This is a genomic window from Vibrio ulleungensis, assembly GCF_016900875.1.
GTDB lineage: Bacteria > Pseudomonadota > Gammaproteobacteria > Enterobacterales > Vibrionaceae > Vibrio > Vibrio ulleungensis.
This window is the reverse complement of sequence record NZ_JAFEUM010000001.1, coordinates 981,619-1,001,074: the sequence shown is the minus strand read 5'-3', so window position 1 is coordinate 1,001,074 and position 19,456 is coordinate 981,619. Positions and strand designations below refer to the sequence as shown.

At 44.5% G+C, this 19,456-nt stretch carries 15 protein-coding genes; 8 read left to right on the top strand and 7 right to left on the bottom strand.

Annotated elements, in window-relative coordinates; translation table 11 throughout:
• Nucleotides 1-76 precede the first annotated feature (76 nt).
• The 3 genes from fabV (at nt 77) to JQC93_RS04590 (ending at nt 4,993) form a co-directional block, all read left to right on the top strand.
• Nucleotides 77-1,228: an enoyl-ACP reductase FabV gene (gene fabV / locus JQC93_RS04600; protein ID WP_205157261.1), complete on the top strand. Its 1,152-nt coding sequence runs from the start codon at nt 77-79 to the stop codon at nt 1,226-1,228.
• Between the two features lie 142 nt (nt 1,229-1,370).
• Nucleotides 1,371-3,278, top strand: a complete 1,908-nt coding sequence (locus tag JQC93_RS04595) for a bifunctional diguanylate cyclase/phosphodiesterase (protein WP_205157260.1) — start codon at nt 1,371-1,373, stop codon at nt 3,276-3,278.
• Nucleotides 3,279-3,340: 62 nt separating this feature from the next.
• Nucleotides 3,341-4,993, top strand: a complete 1,653-nt coding sequence (locus tag JQC93_RS04590) for an ABC-ATPase domain-containing protein (RefSeq protein WP_205157259.1) — start codon at nt 3,341-3,343, stop codon at nt 4,991-4,993.
• Here the strand turns inward: JQC93_RS04590 and JQC93_RS04585 are convergent.
• A complete protein-coding gene (locus JQC93_RS04585) occupies nt 4,977-5,858 on the bottom strand; it encodes a LysR family transcriptional regulator (protein WP_205157258.1) in 882 nt (293 codons plus the stop codon). The two genes, JQC93_RS04590 and JQC93_RS04585, sit on opposite strands and share 17 nt — an antisense overlap.
• Nucleotides 5,859-5,999: 141 nt before the next feature.
• On the opposite strand from JQC93_RS04585, the gene JQC93_RS04580 reads away from it, so the two are divergent.
• The gene (locus JQC93_RS04580; RefSeq protein ID WP_205157257.1) at nt 6,000-7,634 is read left to right on the top strand and encodes a glycoside hydrolase family 13 protein; all 1,635 of its coding nucleotides are present in this window, start codon (nt 6,000-6,002) and stop codon (nt 7,632-7,634) included.
• Between the two features lie 67 nt (nt 7,635-7,701).
• Here the strand turns inward: JQC93_RS04580 and viaA are convergent, their stop codons facing one another.
• Both viaA and JQC93_RS04570 read right to left on the bottom strand, forming a co-directional pair.
• The gene (gene viaA, locus JQC93_RS04575; RefSeq protein ID WP_205157256.1) at nt 7,702-9,150 is read right to left on the bottom strand and encodes an ATPase RavA stimulator ViaA; all 1,449 of its coding nucleotides are present in this window, start codon (nt 9,148-9,150) and stop codon (nt 7,702-7,704) included.
• Nucleotides 9,151-9,152: 2 nt separating this feature from the next.
• Complete coding sequence (locus JQC93_RS04570; RefSeq protein WP_236009286.1) at nt 9,153-10,829, bottom strand: ATPase RavA domain-containing protein; 1,677 nt, start codon at nt 10,827-10,829, stop codon at nt 9,153-9,155.
• A gap of 268 nt (nt 10,830-11,097) precedes the next feature.
• On the opposite strand from JQC93_RS04570, the gene JQC93_RS04565 reads away from it, so the two are divergent.
• Together JQC93_RS04565 and ltaE are read left to right on the top strand one after the other, a co-directional pair.
• Entirely contained in the window at nt 11,098-11,616 is a 519-nt protein-coding gene (locus tag JQC93_RS04565; protein WP_205157255.1) for an NUDIX hydrolase, read from the top strand.
• An 11-nt stretch (nt 11,617-11,627) separates the two neighbouring features.
• Nucleotides 11,628-12,638, top strand: a complete 1,011-nt coding sequence (gene ltaE / locus JQC93_RS04560) for a low-specificity L-threonine aldolase (RefSeq protein ID WP_205157254.1) — start codon at nt 11,628-11,630, stop codon at nt 12,636-12,638.
• Between the two features lie 33 nt (nt 12,639-12,671).
• Here ltaE and JQC93_RS04555 read toward each other — a convergent pair whose 3' ends face one another.
• The 3 genes from JQC93_RS04555 to JQC93_RS04545 are packed head-to-tail and all read right to left on the bottom strand — an operon-like array spanning nt 12,672 to nt 15,436.
• Nucleotides 12,672-13,901 (bottom strand): DEAD/DEAH box helicase, encoded by a 1,230-nt coding sequence (locus JQC93_RS04555; RefSeq protein ID WP_408068587.1) that lies wholly within the window; start codon nt 13,899-13,901, stop codon nt 12,672-12,674.
• A gap of 2 nt (nt 13,902-13,903) precedes the next feature.
• A complete protein-coding gene (locus tag JQC93_RS04550; RefSeq protein WP_205157253.1) occupies nt 13,904-14,512 on the bottom strand; it encodes an acyl carrier protein phosphodiesterase in 609 nt (202 codons plus the stop codon).
• Nucleotides 14,513-14,515: 3 nt separating this feature from the next.
• Entirely contained in the window at nt 14,516-15,436 is a 921-nt protein-coding gene (locus tag JQC93_RS04545; protein WP_205157252.1) for an AraC family transcriptional regulator, read from the bottom strand.
• A gap of 53 nt (nt 15,437-15,489) precedes the next feature.
• Here JQC93_RS04545 and JQC93_RS04540 point away from each other — a divergent pair, with 53 nt between their 5' ends.
• Nucleotides 15,490-16,872 (top strand): MATE family efflux transporter, encoded by a 1,383-nt coding sequence (locus JQC93_RS04540; protein WP_205157251.1) that lies wholly within the window; start codon nt 15,490-15,492, stop codon nt 16,870-16,872.
• 55 nt (nt 16,873-16,927) lie between these two features.
• Here JQC93_RS04540 and JQC93_RS04535 read toward each other — a convergent pair whose 3' ends face one another.
• The gene (locus tag JQC93_RS04535) at nt 16,928-17,353 is read right to left on the bottom strand and encodes a nitrous oxide-stimulated promoter family protein (protein WP_205157250.1); all 426 of its coding nucleotides are present in this window, start codon (nt 17,351-17,353) and stop codon (nt 16,928-16,930) included.
• A gap of 182 nt (nt 17,354-17,535) precedes the next feature.
• Between JQC93_RS04535 and JQC93_RS04530 the strand changes: the two genes are divergently transcribed.
• Nucleotides 17,536-19,362 carry an extracellular solute-binding protein gene (locus JQC93_RS04530; RefSeq protein WP_205157249.1) on the top strand — a complete coding sequence of 609 codons (1,827 nt, stop codon included), beginning with the start codon at nt 17,536-17,538 and terminating at the stop codon, nt 19,360-19,362.
• The last annotated feature ends 94 nt before the right edge of the window (nt 19,363-19,456 follow it).

Sequence of the window (19,456 nt, the reverse complement as noted above, 5' to 3'; positions counted from 1 at the left end):
ACTAGCATGGACTTTTCATTGATACATATATCAATGTTTTCAGCGAATTTGATGTCTAAATGTGTAAGGAGATTTCATGGATCTTGAACCGATCATTAAGGGCGTTGTGGCAAAAAATGCCAATCCAGAAGGATGTCGAAAGGCGCTCAAGGAACAAATAGCTTACGTCAAAAAGAGTAATCAAATTAAACAAGGGCCAAAGCGCGTTCTCATTTTAGGCGCATCTTCAGGGTTTGGCCTTGCCGCAAGAACTGCATTAACCTTTGGTGGCTCGCAAGCAGACACTATTGGGGTATCGTTTGAACGAGCGCCGTCAAAAGACAAACCGGGTAGCGCTGGTTGGTACAATAACGAACATTTTACCGATTTAGCCCGCAGTGAAGGTCGAATTGCAATCAATATTGTTGGCGACGCGTTTTCTGATGAGACTCGCCAACAAGTTATAGAAGCCATCGAAACCTACTTTGAAGGCGAAGTTGATCTTATTGTGTATAGCCTTGCAACTGGACTTAGACCAAAGGGGTCTGGGGAGTATTGGCGTAGCGCGATTAAAACCATTGGAGAGCCGGTTACTGGTGCCACAATCATGCTCGAAAATGATGAGTGGGTTGAGACAACAGTGAATGCAGCAACCGACGATGAAATCGAATCGACCATCAAAGTCATGGGTGGCGAGGACTGGGAAAGTTGGGTTGACTTACTGATCAATCAAGAACAGATCGCACAGGGCTGTCAAAGCATTGCCTTTTCTTACATTGGTTCTAAACTCACCCACCCCATATACCACACAGGTACATTAGGTCGCGCAAAAGTCGATTTGCATCAGTCTAGCCATTTTATCCATCGTAAGTTGGCCAACTTTGGCGGCGGTGGATACGCGGTAGTCTGTAAAGCGCTGGTCACCAAGGCCTCAGTGTTCATTCCTGCCTTCACGCCGTATATGTTAGCGCTGTATAAAGTCATGAAGAAAAAAGGGACTCATGAAGGGTGTATCGAACAGATGCAAAGATTGTTTACCGAGAATCTTTCGTTTGAAAGCGCGCCGTTGGTGGATGGTGAGCGACTGATACGTATCGACAACCTAGAGCTTGAACCAAGCACACAAAAACTGGTTGAAAGTTTGGTTGAGCAGATGGATGCGAGCAATTTTACAGAACTAGGCGATTATACAGGATACAAACAAGAGTTTTTGAAACTCAACGGCTTCGACATGTCACCGACAGTGTAATTGCTAACGTCGATAGTGTTTCTAAAATGAGAACCGCTTATATAGGCGCCATTTTCACTTAAAATGGCGCCTTTTTTGTGTGAACTTAATAGATAACAACTACGTTTAAAAGACTCACTACAAAAGTCTATGGATAGACTAAATGTTAAATTCACTGCTCAATACACTGGAAGTGCCTGAACCCATCTTTGCAAGCTGGCAAAATGTGGTTGATCTGTTGGCAGAAGTTGCCAATGTGCCAGCTGCGTTGATTATGCGGGTCAACGATCATTCCATTACGGTGTTCCGTCGCTCAACCAGTAACAAAAACCCTTATAAAGAAGCCGATAGCGAACCTTTGGGCCAAGGGCTCTATTGTGAAACAGTCATTTCTAGTCAAAAAATGCTGACCATTCCTGATGCGACAAAAGATGATGCTTGGGACGACAACCCTGATTTGGCGTTAGGCATGCTTGCGTATTGCGGAGTCCCGCTAAATTGGCCAAACGGAACTCCGTTTGGCACCATTTGTATTCTAGATAACACGAGCAATGAGTTTGGAGCAACCGCGATTAAACTGTTGCAGTCTTTTCGCATGACGTTAGAAGCCCAGCTAGAAACAATCTACCAACAGCGTAAATTGCAGCAATTAAATAAAGAGCTGCATAACCGAGTACGAAAACGAACTCATGATCTTGCACAACTAAACTTTGCGTTAACCCAAGAAATAGACCGACGTAAAGCCGCCGAGCAAGAGATCACCTATCAGCAGCAACACGATTCAGGTACTGGATTTTTAAATCGGTCGTCATTTTTGGCCGAAACTGATCGCTTGATAGAGAGCTGTCGTGAGAGTGGTACAAAAATATTGGTGATATTCATCGGTATTACTAATGGCCGTCAAATACAAAAAAAACACGGCCACGAGACTTTCGACCAGCTTTTAACCCTATTTCGTCAGCACTTCACCCGATTCTTACCATCGTTATGCATTACGGGAAGACCTTCCAGCATAGATTTGGCTATCGCCGTGCGTAAAACCAGCAAGGCTGATATAGAAACGCTTGTCACCCATATACTTGACGCAGGGAGCCAAGGATTTCAAGTCGAAGAGGCACCAACAATACATTTGAGTATCAATATTGGGGTGGCTTGCCAGCACTCTGCGGATTCAGAAGAGTTGGATCTTATTTCCAAAGCGCAGGAAGCGATGTTGAGTTGCCGTGATACTGGAAATCGCTACGCGTTTCACAATCAAAGGATTGAATTAAAGCACGCAACACATAACCGTTTGGAAAGCTATTTATTACAAGCAGTAAGAAATGACGATATTACCCTATTCTTCCAACCTAAAGTGTCACCAATTAATGGTGAGTGGACGGGAGCGGAGGCGTTGTTGCGATGGGATCACCCAGAGCTGGGTCAAGTGTCGAGCGAACTTCTGATAAAAATGTTAGAAGATAATGGACTAATCTTTGAAGTCGGAAATTACGTTTTACGCAGTGCTATAGAGCAAGCAAGTGAGTGGCATAAACATTTGCCACACTTCAAAATGGCAGTCAATGTGTCGTCGGTCCAGCTAAAAAACCCTCAATTTGCCGAGCAGGTTCAACAGTTATTGAGTGTTTATAGCCTCCCATCTATTGCACTCGAGCTTGAGCTAACAGAATCGACGATTATTGCGGACGAATATTTAGCGTCAAAAACGCTAAATACACTACATGACATGGGCGTCGGATTGGCGCTCGATGATTTTGGAACCGGGTATGCCTCGTTCAACTATCTCAAAAAATACCCTTTCGATACGATTAAGATTGATAAGAGCTTTTTGTCGCAATGGAACGATCCCGGTGAAGGCTTGGCGATCATACGTTCAATCATTGGTATTGCGAAAAAGCTTAGATTAGCGGTGGTGATGGAAGGCATCGAAAATGAAGCCCAACAGAAACTGATCCTCGAGGAAGGTGCAGATTTAGGTCAAGGATTCTATTACGGTAAACCTATGCCAAAAACTGAATTTGAACAACACCTTATTGAGCAAACTCAATTACCAACAATCATCCGACATTAAGTTTTGCTCTACTGTTATTGCTTCTATATAATCGCGCCCCTGCCCCGACCTAAGAGAATGTTATGGACGCTTTGATCGCCAAACTAAAAAAGTTAGAAAAACAGAATTACCGTGCTTATCAAACGATTAAAGGTCAGTACGACTTCACCGATTTCGACTTGTTGATAGATAGCGTCCAAGCCGATCCATACGCTGGAGATTCTCGTTTTCGCGCGGTTCGCCCTTGGTCGTTGACTGGCCTTGCGTGGTTGCAAGAAAAAAGCGCTGCGTATCAAATAGCTGCTCGTGACTATCTCGCAAGACAATTTGCGCTTTTGGCCAAACAAGACAACCTGATATCGATCGCAACTACTGGACCTGTGGTGTTAGATAACAGCGCGGTATTGTTTACAGAGCAAGGTATTGAGCTGAGATTTAGAATAAAGCTGCCCGCCGACGGACGTCTGATACTGGGTAAGAAAGCCGCTAACCTTATCACTTTCCACTTACCTAAAATTATCCGTAAAGTGACTCTTGAAAGAGAGCTCGATATGGTTGAGTTTAAAAAGCACTGCCAAATCATTGATGAACAAGAATGGTTACGCGAACAGCTAGACTCAAAGGGCCTGGTGTCATTTGTTGCGAACGGCTCAACGTTACCGAGAGAATCTGGTGACAGCTATCTGCCAATGAAAAACGCGGTGACGTTTGTGTCTCCGGCAGAATTGGAACACACATTCGAGTTGCCAAGTGGTGAAATCCTTACCGGTATGGGCATACCAACAGGCGTGACGCTGATTGTCGGTGGGGGTTTCCACGGGAAATCCACGCTGTTGAATGCCGTAGAGCAATCGGTATATAACCATGTCCCTGGGGATGGTCGTGAGCGAATCGTCACGGTGGATTCAGCAACAAAAATTAAGGCCGAAGATGGTCGTTGTATTCACAGCTTAAATTTGTCCAATTTTATTAATCACTTACCTTTTAATCAGTCGACGCAAGATTTTTCGACCAAAGACGCATCAGGATCAACGTCGCAAGCGGCTTGGCTTCAAGAGTCTCTGGATGCAGGAAGTCGTGCATTGTTGATCGATGAAGATACCTCAGCGACAAACTTTATGATCCGCGACCAAAGAATGCAGGCGCTGGTCGATAAGTCAGCGGAGCCGATTACGCCTTTGGTTGATCGTGTGGTTGAACTATCCACGTCAGGAGTATCAACCATTATCGTGATGGGTGGTTCTGGCGATTATCTAGAGTGTGCGGATACCGTGATTCAGATGCATGACTACTCGCCAATGGATGTTACAGCGAAAGCGAAAGCGGTTGTTGAGACATTTCCTGGCGATAGGCAATCTGAAAACGAGCAGCCCTTTACTCTGTTTAAGCCTCGCGCGCTTAACACCCAATCACTAATGACGCAGCTGCAAAACGGCAAAATGCGAGTTGGCAGTAAAAAGGGCCAACAGCTTCGTTTTGGCGCTGATCATATTGATCTCTCGGCTCTAGAGCAATTGCAATCAAGCAGTGAGATTAATGCTATTGGCTGGGTAATGTTTAGTTTGGCGATGCGAATGGATTGGGTGAGCGCGAGTGGAGAAGAAATCGACGCCCTACTCGCCGGTGATTGGCGTGCGAATATCTTGCCTCACGGCGATATCGCTACCCCACGAACGGTTGACGTACTAAGTGCGCTAAACCGTTACCGTGAAGCCACATTCAAACCTGCTCGATAAATCTATGACTGGCGTGCTCTAACTCACTCATTAGTGACCGTGTCACGCCAGTCATTGAATCTGCTCTCCAATAGACACCTACAATGCCTGTTTTAGGGTGCGTTGGTACCACCGCACGCAAACCTCTTTGCTCTAGCCACTGTGCCATTTTATCTGTATAGGGCATGACCGCATCGCTATGCAAGACAATGTCTAAACTGGCGTAGAGTGAATCAATTTCATATTGGACTTGATGAGACAGAATTCTTTTTTGCTTTACCCCCCTCAACGAGTGCTTCGACATATAGGGCGTTACGGCTAACAGAGGAAAACTCGATACGGTTTGGTCATTGACTAAGGCATGCTCCTGATTGACATACAGCCATTCGCTATCTGTAAATAGCGGTGTAAATTTCACATCGTTAGAGAGATCATCGATGTCTATTTCATGACCAATAAACAGGTCGATTTCCCCTTCTAAAAGTAACTCAAACAGACGCTGGTTATTGCCAAATTGAAAATGAAACAGTGCATCGGGGTATTGCTCTCTAAAGCTGTAAATCGTCTGTTTCACAAAACACTCCCACCACGCTTCACCAACGCCCAATTTAATTTGACCTAATTCACGAAGTTGCAGTCTTTGGATATGGTTACGAAACAGCGCCGATTCAGCGTGTACAGTTGTAGCGTGCTCTACTAGCGCTTCGCCATACTCAGTTAGCTCTACGCCCTTAGAACGTCGATGAAATAGCTTAACCCCCATTTCTTTCTCTAAGTTACTAATACTTAATGATAAAGTGGGCTGTGAAATTCCCAATTGTGTGGCCGCTTGCTTTAATGAAAGATAGCGTGCAACGGCGAGAAAGTAGGTGTATTTTTTGAACATAGTAATATCACATTTGGTGGGATGCGTTCAGTATGCCATGAATTAGGAATTTCCTATATCACTATAGCGATTAGTGATCTTCTTTTTGTCAGAGATTTTGCTATTGTTTTAGTGTTCTCAATTAACTAAGGCGACAACTCAATGCAAAAGCAATGGTGGCACGACTCAGTGGTATATCAGATTTACCCTCGCAGCTTTTATGACTCAAACAGTGATGGTATTGGTGATTTAAAAGGGGTTATTTCTAAACTCGACTACCTAAAGTTACTCGGAATTGATGTTATTTGGTTGTCACCAGTGTATCAGTCCCCGATGGATGATAACGGCTATGATATCTCTGACTATTGCGCGATTGCACAAGAGTTTGGCACCATGGAGGATATGCAAGAATTGCTCGATCAAGCCAACGATCGAAACATTAAAGTCGTGATGGATTTAGTGGTTAATCACACCTCTGATGAACATCCATGGTTTTTAGAGGCTCAAAAATCCAAAGACAATCCATACAGAGATTACTATATCTGGAAAGATGAACCGCCGAAAAAGGGCGACATCAATTACTTTGAATCTGTGTTTGGCGGCCCTGCTTGGGAGTTTGATGCAAACACCGGCCAGTATTTCTTCCATCTATTTTCGAAAAGGCAACCTGATCTCAACTGGGAAAACCCAAAAGTGGCCGAAGAAGTTCATAAAATGATGAACTGGTGGATCGACAAAGGCATTGGCGGGTTTAGATTAGATGTAATCGACCTGATTGGTAAGCAAATTGATAAAGGTATTAGTGGTAACGGGCCACGATTACACCCTCTTTTACAACAGATGAACAAACAGACATTTGGTGATAAAGCGCTGCTGACTGTTGGTGAAACTTGGGATGCGACACCTGAAATAGCAAAATTGTACTCTGACCCCAAACGCGATGAGCTTTCTATGGTGTTCCAATTTGAGCACATCACCCTCACCTGGGAACATGGTGACAAGTGGAATCCAAAAGCCCTCGATCTGAGTGCCCTAAAACGAGTGTTAACTAAGTGGCAGGTCGAACTGGGTAATGAAGGCTGGAATTCGTTATTCTGGAACAACCATGATCTACCGCGTATTGTTTCTAAGTTTGGTGACGACAAAAACTATCGTGTTGAGTCGGCTAAGATGTTGGCGACCTCGCTGCATATGTTAAAAGGCACACCTTACATCTATCAAGGTGAGGAGATTGGTATGACCAACGTCGCTTTTGACACTCTAGATAAGTATCGCGATATAGAAACATTAAACTTCTATAAAGTGAAAACTGAGTCCGGTGTATCTCATGAACATATGTTAGCAGCAATCCACGAAAACAGTCGCGACAATGCGCGTACCCCTATGCAATGGACCTGTGAAGATAACGCAGGATTTACTCAGGGTACGCCATGGATCGATTTGAACCCAAACTATAATCAAATCAATGTTGCAGACGCACTTAATGACACCGACTCTGTGTTCTACCACTATCAAGCACTCATTAAGCTGCGTAAACAGTACCCAGTTATCGTTTATGGCGATTTTGTACCACTGTTTGAAGACCATCCAAGCTTGTTTGCCTATGTGCGTCAAGACAGTGATCATCAACTGCTGATCGTGAGCAATTTTGGCGGTGAGGAGTGTGTGGTGGAGTTGCCGAAGCAATATTGCGAAAAAGCAGTGACAACACTATTAAGTAACTATACGCCTAGGTCTACTATTGGTGGCTCGTTAATGTTACTCCCTTACGAATCCTTTGTCGTCGAACTTAGTTAATCGTAGAAAGAAGACAGGCACTCAAATGAGTGCCTGTTTTATTCTAGCTTTACTTTTTTGTTATCCATTACTTGCGAAATTTCATCAGTTTTTCCATCATTGTCGGGTGGTAATGCCATGTTTTGTTGTACATTCCCAACAGTTCTGGGTTACTGAATTTTGATAGCGTTAACGCGTGGAAACGGTTGTGATCACTGGAAAGGCTATTCATTTTTTGTACCAGTCCTTCAGATAGCTTTGGTGAGATGAAGTCGGAAATCACCAACATGTCGGCATTTCTAAACTGACTTTTCTCCATTTCATTCACCGCATCTTCCATAACCGGTTCAAACGCTGTACCACCATGAAATTTGTAGCTTAAAAAATTTGCCGCTTCTTTAAGGCCATCTGCTTCAGTCATCTGATAACTGATATGTTGGGTAGAAAACAGATAGACTAAACACTCGCGCTTGTCCGTTAATGCTATTTGCAATAATGCGTAAGCCATGGCCTTCGCACATCGCTCAGGAAACCCAGACATAGAGCCAGACGCATCAACACAAATGATGATTGGGCCCTTTTCTATTACGGCGTCTTTGTGCGCTGGCGTATGAGCCTCGAGCTTGCGTAGAGTGCGAGCTTTGCCTAGCGTCCGATACGTCATCAGCCTTTTGTCAGCCATGTGCTTGTAAAATATGGTTTCTAGCTCTGGATAGGCCAAAAACATGGTTTCGTTTGGCAACAGCTTGTTCAGATCATCGCTTTCATGAATACCGACGATGTCGTCCGTTGCTTCATCGGAGGTTTCTTCGACAAATACCAACTCTTCGGCAGGTGCAACGTTAAGGTCTGGATCATCTATCTCGCCTGCCATTCGGCCTAATTCTTGGGCGATTTGATGAAGCTGTGGGTGTTTACTTAAAAACGCGGCGGTTTCCTTAATAGCGCTAAAATCGCCACGACTTAATTTTGCTCCTGCCATATCCCAAAGTTGGCCCAATTGCCCTTCTTCACCGCTTTTGGTGACTTCATCCATTTGGCTTAACGTCTCAAGCTTTCGGTAAATGTCCGCGAGCAGTCGTTCTTTATCTAATTCTATTTGTTTCGATTGCGCGACTTTAATACTGTCTTCTATTGCGGCGTACCAGTGGCTGCAAAAATGGTGGGGAAACATTGGATTGTCATGGCGTTGAGTCCCCTGTTTAAACCGATTAGCTTGCTCGTAAAAAGCGGAGCTAGGTAAAATGGCGTCAACAATATCGTCAAATTGCAGCATAAACTGCTCTTCAGTCAACTGGATCACTGACTGGTAATGATGGATTTCATCAGCAAATTGTTCAGTCCCACAGACATGGCTAGCACGATTTTTAGTCTTTGCTTTCCATACTTTAATTTGAGATTTTACAGAGCGTCTAACGCCACGCTTTTGTGCGACAGGTATTAACGCTGTTTTTGTGACAAGATCGCTGACTGCAGCCTCCAGCATCCCAGATTCGACGGCGGACAGTGCTAAGTGGAGTGCATCAATACCGAGCATCGTTACTCCCCAAATATTTCTGGTAGGCTGCGGATCCTAAAGGCTTGTTTTTCCATTTTTTGTTCCGCGTTTTCTAACGCTTTCGTCAATGAAATTAGCCCACTTTCCATAGCAGCGGGTAATTCTGGCTCGATGAAGTTGTGTGGTAGCGCTGAATGAAAATTACTTTTTGCTTTCAACAATTGATGTTTGAGTGCTTCAAACTCAGCTAACGCTTTTTGCGATGATTCACTCCATGAGGCGAGTTGCTCTAAGTCAACTTCTCGAGCGACAGGAGCAACCAAAACCGCGCGATTAGCGATGTCTTTAATGACTAGCCTATCATCGGCATCAAGTGAGAAAGTAAGTTGGCACAGGTTCGGATTTTCATTTACGTAGCCATACACTTCTTTGCCACCTGCAGTGATCACTTCTTTCAGATCTTTCTCTGCCACATAGACCCAACGGCTGTCACCTTTGTCTTGCTCGTGCACCGAAAGATTAGGTTGTAGTATGGCTAATTTAACCAATCCATCGATACGCCCCACTTTAAATCGCTTAAGATCCGGTACGTCGCAATAAAAACTGTCTTTTGCTAAAAGGCCTGTGCCTGATTCGAATTTCAACTCAAGCGAAAATGCGGATTCAACGTCGATTTGAATATCGGAAACGGTCTGCTGAAGCTCCTCGAGTTTTTCACGGATAATTTGTTGTTCAAAGGCAACGTTAATGGCGAAATTTTCGATAACTTCGCGGACAATCTTGCGTGACTCTGGACTGTTCCATAAGCAGTCTTGGATAAGCACTAAATCTAACGGATTAATGGTTTTGCGGCCACAGAAGAAGGCGCTTGCTTTTAGCAAGCGTACCGATTTTTTCCATCGTCGGTCAGACACATAGAGATCTTGCGCTACGGTTTTATCCTGTACGCTGTCCATGCGAGCTTCTAACAACAATTTAAGCTGATACAATTTCTCAAAAATGGCTTCACTGAGTTCAATGGTGTCGAGCTCACTTTGCCATTGGTGATATTCTCTATTTGTGATCGCTAAACCCGCTGGCATGACCGCCTCTTGAGGTGTGCCGACGGTCAACATGGAACGAAAGTTTTGCTTATTCTGAATGCGATTTACAAAGACCCTAACCAGCATCCGGTCATAGAGCGCTTCTAATCCGCTATCTTGTTCTGGCAATTCGTTTGACGCTGAGATCAAAAGTCGCATGGGCACTTGTTCAATATCAGCGCCGTTCTTGAAGGTTTTTTCGTTTACTACCGTTAACAGAGTATTGAGTATTGCTGGGCCCGCTTTCCAGATCTCATCTAAAAACACCACCTTCGCTGTAGGAAGGTATCCTTCAGTTAATCGCACGTATCGGCCGTTATCTTTAAGCTCTTGGATACTCAGGGGACCAAAAACTTCTTCTGGCGTCGAAAAACGGGTCATTAGGTATTCAAAATAGCTGCTGTCTTCAAAGGCTTGGATAAGACGTTTTGCGATGAGACTTTTTGCGATTCCTGGAGGGCCGAGTAAGAATACACTTTCTCCACTTAGGGCTGCTAGTAAACACAACTTTATGGTGTGCTCTCGTTCGTACACACCTTCTGATAGAGCCGCGACTAATTGATTAATTCGCTCTGAGCGCAATGCGAGTTGTGCATGGGTCTGACGCTCAACGGGCATGGTTACAACTTGTTGCATTTTGTATTCTCCAGACATCCATTTTCTGCAACCTACATGGTAAGTTATACATTTGTTAACAGGGAGTTACAACCATTACTTTGGTCTAATCCATCCCGTTGTTGGTTAACTACTTTTTTATCTTATGCACGGTCATTAATAAGAGATTGCATGATTTAGGTCACACTAATGTGTTACCTCGATAGTAATTAACTAACAGAAACGGTTTATTGACCTAGATACAGTTATCGGTCAATGCTGAAATAATTTCTTACAAGTACGTGGTGATATGAGCATAACAAGGCATAGATGGAAAGGTATAGCGTTAGTTGAACAAACATTGACCTTGCCCAACCAAAAAGAGATTGTGCATACTTGCGTTCAACATCCTGGCGCTGCTGCTATTCTTCCTGTCACATCTACCGGTGAGATAGTTCTGGTAAAACAGTTTCGTCCAAGCATTCAATCTTGGATCTTAGAATTGCCTGCGGGAACGTTAGAGCTAAATGAACAGCCACTCGCGGCAGCTAAACGTGAGCTTCAAGAAGAAACTGGGTACACAGCAGCGGATTGGCAAGCGTTAGGGGTCATGCTACCTCTGGTAGGCTTTTGTGATGAGAAACAGCACCTGTTTGTTGCCAGTGATGCGTCGCTCTCCCACCCACTTAACCTAGACGACGATGAACTCATTGAAGTTGTGACTATGACTTTAGCCGATATTGAGCAGGCAATTGCAACAGGCGCGATAGTGGACTCAAAGACCATCGGACTCATCTACAAAGCCAAGTTAAACAGACTTATCAGTTAAATGGAGACAATATGGACTTTCGTTCAGACACAGTAACTCAGCCCAGTGAAGCAATGCGCCAATGTATGGCCCAAGCTAAAGTTGGTGACGACGTTTATGGTGACGATCCTACAGTGAATGATCTTGAACACTGGGCCGCCGCAAGGCATGTGTTTGAATCAGCGTTGTTTGTTACATCAGGAACGCAGGCCAACTTACTCGCACTTATGGCACATTGTGACAGAGGTGATGAATATTTGTGTGGACAGCAAGCTCATAACTATCGCTACGAGGCGGGCGGTGCTGCGGTATTGGGCTCGATTCAACCGCAGCCGATAGAAAACAATCCAGACGGGTCGTTAGACTTTGATAAGCTAGCAGCAGCCGTTAAACCCGCTGACTTTCATTTTGCTCGTACCCGTTTACTGAGTCTTGAAAACACCATCAATGGAAAAGTACTTTCGCTCGAGTATTTACAGCAAGCTCGTCAGTTTGCCGATCGTCATCAGTTAAGACTGCACTTAGATGGTGCTCGTATCTATAATGCAGCAACTGCTTTAGACATTGACATTGCCGAACTTGTCGCGCCTTTTGACTCCATTACCATCTGCTTGTCAAAAGGCTTAGGAGCGCCGGTTGGGTCACTGCTGCTTGGCGATCGCGAGTATATTGAAAAAGCACGCCGCATTCGAAAAATGCTGGGTGGTGGAATGCGTCAGGCCGGTATTCTTGCCGCTGCCGGAAAAATGGCGTTGCAGGATCCTATTCCTCAACTTCGAATCGACCACAAAAACGCGCAATATCTAGCGAGTGAGCTTAACCAGATACACGGTTGGTCGGTCAATACTCAATTTGTGCAAACCAACATTGTATTTGCTAAGTGTCCCGATGAATTAGATGGTGAAGCGTTGTGCGCGTATTTGATGGATAGGGGGATTTTGGTAACACCAGGTAACCCAATGAGGTTCGTCACTCATAATGGGATTACTGAGACCGCCATAGACCAGATGATTGCTGGAATAAAGCAGTACCAGGCAATGTAATTAAAGGGGGACGTATAATCCCCCGCAATCAGTCTAATAACCAAGTCTCTTTTTGAGTTTGGCTTTTTCTTTACTTTTGGAGCGCCTTCTAGGGCTACGCGCTTCGTCCGAAACCTCTGGTTGGTTAAAATTGGGCTCAAACCCTTCCAACCATTGCGTTGCCAATCGGCGATCGATGAGTTGTTCAATGCTTTCTAACATCGCTTCATCCCGACGAGTGACAAAACTAACGGCTAACCCTTCGCGACCTGCACGGCCTGTTCGCCCTACTCTGTGGACATAATCTTCGGCTTTAAATGGCATATCAAAATTGATCACTTGATCAAGCGCCTGAACATCGATACCTCTTGCCGCAACGTCGGTTGCAACTAAAGCTCTAATCTTTTGTTGTTTAAATTGTTCTAACGCTTTCGAACGCGCACCTTGGCTCTTATCGCCATGGAAACTCTCAGCTTGGATTCCGTCGAGCTTGAGTTGTTTGATCAACTGCTCAGCACCTTGTTTGGTTTTGACAAACACCAGCACTTGTTGCCAATTTTTAGACCCAATTAAATACGCCAACGCTGCAGGTTTTTTGTGCTTGTCGATTTGGTACACACGCTCTTCTAGAGTGACCGATACCGAGTTTTCTTGTGACGCTGTCACCTCAGTGGGTGTGTTCAGTAACCGATGCGCTAGATCTCTTACGTTCTTCTTGTAAGTAGCAGAAAAATATAGAGTTTGAATAGCATTAGGTAGCTTTTTTGTGATGCGCTGAATATCTGGTTTAAACCCAAGGTCGAGCATTCGATCTGCTTCATCCAGCACCCACAAGTTTAATTCACTCAAAGACACAGTGCGTTTAAATAAGTGATCAAGAAGCCGCCCTGGCGTTGCCACTAAGATGTCGCAACCCGCTTTTAGATGATTCACTTGAACACCAAAACTGACGCCGCCGTAAACGACAACACATTTAATCCCCGTATCTAGAGTAATGCTCTGTAGATTCTCAAATACCTGCGCCGCAAGCTCACGTGTTGGTGTGAGAACCAACATTTTTGGGTGAGTGCCAAGTGTTAACTCAGAATTAATTAACATATCGGCCATTGGTATGCCGAATGCGGCGGTTTTTCCTGTACCCGTTTGAGCGGTGGCTAGGATATCGTCCCCGTTCAAAATGGGTTCAATCGCCTGTTGCTGTATTGGGGTAAGATCTGTATAGCCCAATTGTTGGAGGTTACGAATGATTTGAGCGTTTACCGGCAGCTCTGCGATAGTGGTTATGGTCACTGAATAATCTCTTTGGCGATAGTGTTTGCGTGCAATTTGGTGGCGTCGAGCACTTGTGGATAGAGCTCGAAAAAAGCATCTTCGAATGTTTCATAATGTTCGTTTAGATCGGTGAAACAATCGGCAAGTGGTCCCATTCGTGGTGAACGTAGGGACATTCGATGTAAAGCGTGGCCTATGTTATCAAACTTTCTGTAGGAAAGAAGCCAATTCCCTGCCCACATGGCCGAGATTACGTTTTGATATCGCTCTGGTGTAGTTAGATTGCGCATTTTTTCCTGGGTTTCTCGCGCGCAATTTTCACAAAACACGTCAATATCAAGATTATGAAATTGCGACCAATGCTTGCTTAGGCAATGGTCCCAAAAAATATCGAGCGCAATAGGGGCAAAGCGTTGACGCTGTTTAACAAAAAGGCGCTTTTGGGTTAGTGCAACTTGGTGTGTGTCGGTGTATTTGTCGACAAAGCGATGCATCTTAATTCCCTGCACGACGTCCAATGGAAATTTTCCGTTTGGATTTCCTTTTACAAAGTCACCCAGTAAATTGCCGCTAAGATCGCTGTCGCAATGATCGGCTATGTGCAAGTGGGCCAAGAAATTCATTGGTTACTCCTCGCTGTATCGTTCGGAACTGCCTTGGCTCTGAAGATAATGCTGCCTAAATTGTCGAGGCGATACACCATGATGTTTTTTAAACCTGTGGGTGAAGTTATAGGGATCTTTATAACCTACTTGTGGGGCAATCATTGCGATGCTCCACGCTTCATGCGTTAGCATTTTCACCGCTTTATCCATTCGCAGTTCGATCAATCTTTTTTGCGGTGATTTTCCATAAAGGCTTTTACAGATTCGATTGAGTTGTTCTTCGCTGATAAAACAGCGCTCAGCGATATAGGCAATGGTCCACGGCAAATGGAGTTGAGATTCGATTTCATTAAACAGTGTTTGTACACGAATGACGGAATTGAGCGGTTGTGTCTCCATGCCGGTTAGCAACTTTTTGGCCTCGCTAACCAGCAAACGTCGATAGCCTGGACGCCCGTCTATTTCTAGATGAAGTAGGTTTAACAAAGACCACATTTGTTCGCAGGCATAATACGGCACCACACACTGCCCTTTGTCTGCAAACCCTTGCCATATTTTATTGGGCTCAAGCAGCATCCAGATCATCTTCCAGTGTTTAATTTGTGGGTCGATTTCAAACCGAAATGGTTGGTGCGCAGGCAATATGGTTAGGGTGTTTGGCGGTATATCAAACACTTGATCTTTTGTGATTAAGACCCCTGCACCTTCTAAAGTAAAAAGCAGTGTATGCGCAGAAACATTCTCACGTTCAACTTGATAGCCTTGGGACAGTTCGGCAAGCCCAGCCATGTGGAAATGCGCCTTCTGCATTTCCGGTAAATCGGAGTTAGAAAGAAAGCGTTCTTTACACTCTTCTGCTAGGTAGACAAAGTCTTGCCATTCATTTTTTGGTCGAAATTGAATCATGACGGATTTGAACAGGTTTTCCCTTTTTTTTAACATGGTTACATAGATCACGTTTTCTTACACTACACGCTAATAATAAGGAGGTGTTTATGAACTATGACAATCGTATAACAACATTTAAAAATACGCTTCCACCTAAGATGTTTTCTCAGGTCATGAAGCTCGCCCTACCCGTTGCCGTACAAAGTGCGCTGGTTGCTATTTTGCAATTAGCGGATGTATTGATGGTAAGCGATTTTGGCCAAGAAGCAACGGCTTCTGTGGGAATTGCCACAAAATGGCACTTCGTGATCATTATGATTTCAGCGGGTATTGCGTCCGCTAACGGTATCCTAGTCTCTCAGTATTGGGGTAAAGGTGACAAAAATTCTGCCAGAAGTGTGCATCAGCTCGGCCTAAAATATGGCACGCTGTTTATGTTGCCTCTGACGCTACTGGTCACCGGGCTATCAAGTTACATCATGATGCTTCAAACGTCTGATGCGTCGGTAATCGAATTGGGCTCTACCTATCTTTGGTACAGCTTGCCAGTTTTGGTCGTGACACACTGGATTATCATTGGTGAGTCTAGCTTGCGTTCGAGCGGAAACGCGATGTTGCCACTCATTTTGGGCGCATTTACCGTATTTCTAAACATAGGTTTAAACTTCTGGCTAATTAAAGGCGGAATGGGTGTAGAACCCATGGGCGTTGCAGGTGCAGCATTGGCGACTACGATCGCGCGCAGTATTCAAGCGATATTGCTCTATACAGTGCTTTATAAAACGCGCAGCTGGATTGTCACCGCAAAGCTGATTGAAGATACTCGCCGCTTGGCGCAGTCATTTCAAAAAATTGCACTGCCTACTGTCTCTAGCTCTCTCGTGTGGGCATTTGGAACGTTAACCTATCAAATCATCTACGGGCATATGGGGACAACAGAACTTGCTGTGTTTAGTATGATAGGTCCGTTTGAAGGCCTGTGTTACTCAGCGTTTTTTGGTATCGCGGTCGCATGTTCGGTACTTATTGGCCAATCGTTGGGTCGTGATGAGTTCGATACAGCGCGCAACATGACCAAGCTGTTTATCGGCAGTGTCATTGCAATCGCCTCAATGATGGGTGTGGGCATCTTCTTTGGTGTCGACGCGATTGTAAGTTGGCTTAGTCTTGATGAGCCGCACCTTTACGCAATGGCTGCTCCTGCGATGACGGTATTGAGTGTATTGTTAGGCATTCGTATGGTGAACATGATCATCATCCTTGGCGCATTACGTGCCGGAGGCGAGAACAGTTTTGTGTTACGAATGGACTTCATCTCTATGTGGATGGTTGGTATTCCATTAACCGCTTATGGCGCGTTTATTGGGAACTGGGAGTTCCAGTACGTATACGCATTAATGCTGTGCGAAGAGATAGTGAAGTTTATTTTGTGCTCGCGACGCTACTTAAAAGGTACTTGGTTAAACAACTTAACCTTGTCCCCTGCTTAACAGCCTAGATAGATCCTGCGTTGATGAAAGCCCAATCAGTAATGATTGGGCTTTTTTACATTTTGCGCTTTTTTCGATTCGGTATCATCTGCTTGTTAAGCTCCGGCACTGCTTGTTTTTCTAACCATAAATGGCGAAAAGCCAGTAACGGGTGTTGCAGCAGCATGCGAGGGCCTGAGTACCGCATTACTTGCCTCATTTGATCTTTGGGCTCTGGTTTATAGCAATGTATTGGACAAGTGTTGCAGGCTGGTTTTTGCTCTCCATAGGGACAGCGGTCTAGTCGGGTTTCTGCATAAGCGAGTAGCTCAGAACACTCAGCACACAAATTCAACGCACTTTGCCACTGGGGCTCAGCCTGTGTGTTTTTATCGGCGCCTTTGGCCAGATGGTGATCCTTACAATAGCGTTCTACCATATAAGCTACTGTAACAAATTCTGTATTTAGGCTTCCAAGTAGGACTGTACTGTTCGGTTTCATGGGCTTGAGTGCGATTATATAGTAACGAGATCAGTGTACACAAATAGAGCCTTTGAGCGCTATCTATCTTAACTATTTTCGTAAGCCGTGTTACAACATCTATCTGTTATCTATAATAAATATTAAAAGCGTACAAAAACCAATCACACAACATTCAATGCTTTAGGGATCAGGAGAACCAAATGGAAATGAAACGGCTCACTAAAAGCACGCTTGCTGCAACCATTACCCTCGTGCTTTCCTCAATGGCCAACGCAGCTGTTGTCGAAACGACTCGCCTTTACACGTTTGGCGAGCCTAAGTATGCCGAAGGGTTCAAACATTTCGACTATGTAAACCCTAATGCCCCAAAAGGCGGCAATGTCATTTATGGAGCTACCGGTACGTACGATAACTTCAATCGTTACTCGCAAAGAGGCAATTTCGGTGCTGGCATTATCGAGTTGTACGATGGGCTGATGTACTCACCTTCTGATGAAATAGACGTTACCTACGGATTGATCGCACAAAAAATACGTTACTCCGACGATTTTATGTGGATGGAAGTCGATGTTCACCCGGATGCAAAGTTTCACGATGGGGTTAAGATCACCGCCAACGATATAGCCTTTACTTATCAAAAATTTTGGGACCAAGGTGTACCGTTTTATAAAGAGCTCTACAAAAAAGTAAAATCGGTTGTTGCGCTTGATGACAAAACGGCGCGTATTGAGATGAATGAAGCTGATAAAGAGGTGTTGTTTAGCCTAGTGCAAGGTATGCAGGTTTTACCTGAGCATTATTGGAAGGACAAAAATTTATCTGAGCCGTTGAGTGAGCCACCTCTAGGCAGCGGTGCCTACAAAATTGGCAGTTATAAATCTGGGCAAAGTATCACGTACACATTAGTTGATGACTATTGGGCAACTGATCACCCTGTGAATATTGGTCGAAATAACTTTGGCTCGTATACCTATGATTACTACCGAGACGCTACCGTTCAGCTAGAAGCGTTTAAAGCTGGCGAAATTGATCTTCGGTCAGAAAATATTTCAAAAAACTGGGCAACGGCTTATACCGGAAGTAACTTTGATAAAGGCTACATCATCAAAGAAGAGCTGGTCGATGATACTCCACAACGCATGCAAGGTTACGTGTTTAACACAGAAAAACCTTACCTTAGCGACATACGCGTTAGGGAGGCGATCACCTTGCTGCTTGATTTTGAGTGGATGAATAAGAATCTATTCTACGATCAGTACAAACGTACACGCAGTTATTTCCAAAATACCGAGTACGAAGCTAAAGGATTGCCGTCAGAAGAAGAAATCGCGGTACTCACGCCCATTAAAGACAAGATCCCTGAACGAGTCTTTACCGATGAATATGTTATGCCCGTTACTGACGGGAGTGGACGCATACGAACTCAGTTACGCGAGGCGCTACAACTGTTTAAGGCGGCAGGCTTTGAAGTGAAAGATGGTGTCATGGTGAATGTGGCAACGAATGAACCACTCAAGTTAGAATTGATAGCTTACAGCCCCTCCACTGAACGTATTTCAGGATCATTTCAGAAGAACCTTAAGGCTGCTGGCATCGATTTATCAATTCGTATGATTGATACCACTCAATACTTAAAACGTTGGCATGAGCGTGATTACGACCTCGTATTCAGCTCTTATTCAGCCAACCCTTACCCAAGCTCTGGTCTGCTGCAGCGCTGGCACAGTGATTATCTAGACAGTACTTATAATCAAGCCGGTGTGACCGACGAAGCTATTGATTACCTAGTTGACCAGATCGTTGATGCACAGGAAGAGCCAGAGAAACTTAAGGTGCTTGGCCCAGCGCTAGACCGCGTTCTGCAGTGGAACTACTTTGCTATTCCTACCTGGTATTCTGGTATTTACCGAATTGCCACGTGGGATAAGTTCTCGAGACCAGAAGTGATGCCTAAGTATGATGTAGGTATTGATACTTGGTGGATTGATGCTGAGAAAGCCAGCAAGCTACCTGAAAAGCGCCGCTAGCATCCACACTTATTGCTGCTCCAACCCGGAGCAGCTTGACTTGATGGCATGAGTATTGAGTTGTATTGGTTTTTATTAGGGATCTCTATTTAGG

What these genes read in the sequence shown, in the direction of transcription:
- JQC93_RS04585 (WP_205157258.1), bottom strand. Translation starts at nt 5,858, where the DNA reads ATGTTCAAAAAATACACCTACTTTCTCGCCGTTGCACGCTATCTTTCA.
- JQC93_RS04595 (WP_205157260.1), top strand. Translation starts at nt 1,371, where the DNA reads ATGTTAAATTCACTGCTCAATACACTGGAAGTGCCTGAACCCATCTTT.
- JQC93_RS04540 (WP_205157251.1), top strand. Translation starts at nt 15,490, where the DNA reads ATGAACTATGACAATCGTATAACAACATTTAAAAATACGCTTCCACCT.
- JQC93_RS04535 (WP_205157250.1), bottom strand. Translation starts at nt 17,353, where the DNA reads ATGAAACCGAACAGTACAGTCCTACTTGGAAGCCTAAATACAGAATTT.
- JQC93_RS04530 (WP_205157249.1), top strand. Translation starts at nt 17,536, where the DNA reads ATGGAAATGAAACGGCTCACTAAAAGCACGCTTGCTGCAACCATTACC.
- JQC93_RS04570 (WP_236009286.1), bottom strand. Translation starts at nt 10,829, where the DNA reads ATGCAACAAGTTGTAACCATGCCCGTTGAGCGTCAGACCCATGCACAA.
- JQC93_RS04565 (WP_205157255.1), top strand. Translation starts at nt 11,098, where the DNA reads ATGAGCATAACAAGGCATAGATGGAAAGGTATAGCGTTAGTTGAACAA.
- viaA (WP_205157256.1), bottom strand. Translation starts at nt 9,150, where the DNA reads ATGCTCGGTATTGATGCACTCCACTTAGCACTGTCCGCCGTCGAATCT.
- ltaE (WP_205157254.1), top strand. Translation starts at nt 11,628, where the DNA reads ATGGACTTTCGTTCAGACACAGTAACTCAGCCCAGTGAAGCAATGCGC.
- JQC93_RS04550 (WP_205157253.1), bottom strand. Translation starts at nt 14,512, where the DNA reads ATGAATTTCTTGGCCCACTTGCACATAGCCGATCATTGCGACAGCGAT.
- JQC93_RS04545 (WP_205157252.1), bottom strand. Translation starts at nt 15,436, where the DNA reads ATGTTAAAAAAAAGGGAAAACCTGTTCAAATCCGTCATGATTCAATTT.
- JQC93_RS04580 (WP_205157257.1), top strand. Translation starts at nt 6,000, where the DNA reads ATGCAAAAGCAATGGTGGCACGACTCAGTGGTATATCAGATTTACCCT.
- fabV (WP_205157261.1), top strand. Translation starts at nt 77, where the DNA reads ATGGATCTTGAACCGATCATTAAGGGCGTTGTGGCAAAAAATGCCAAT.
- JQC93_RS04590 (WP_205157259.1), top strand. Translation starts at nt 3,341, where the DNA reads ATGGACGCTTTGATCGCCAAACTAAAAAAGTTAGAAAAACAGAATTAC.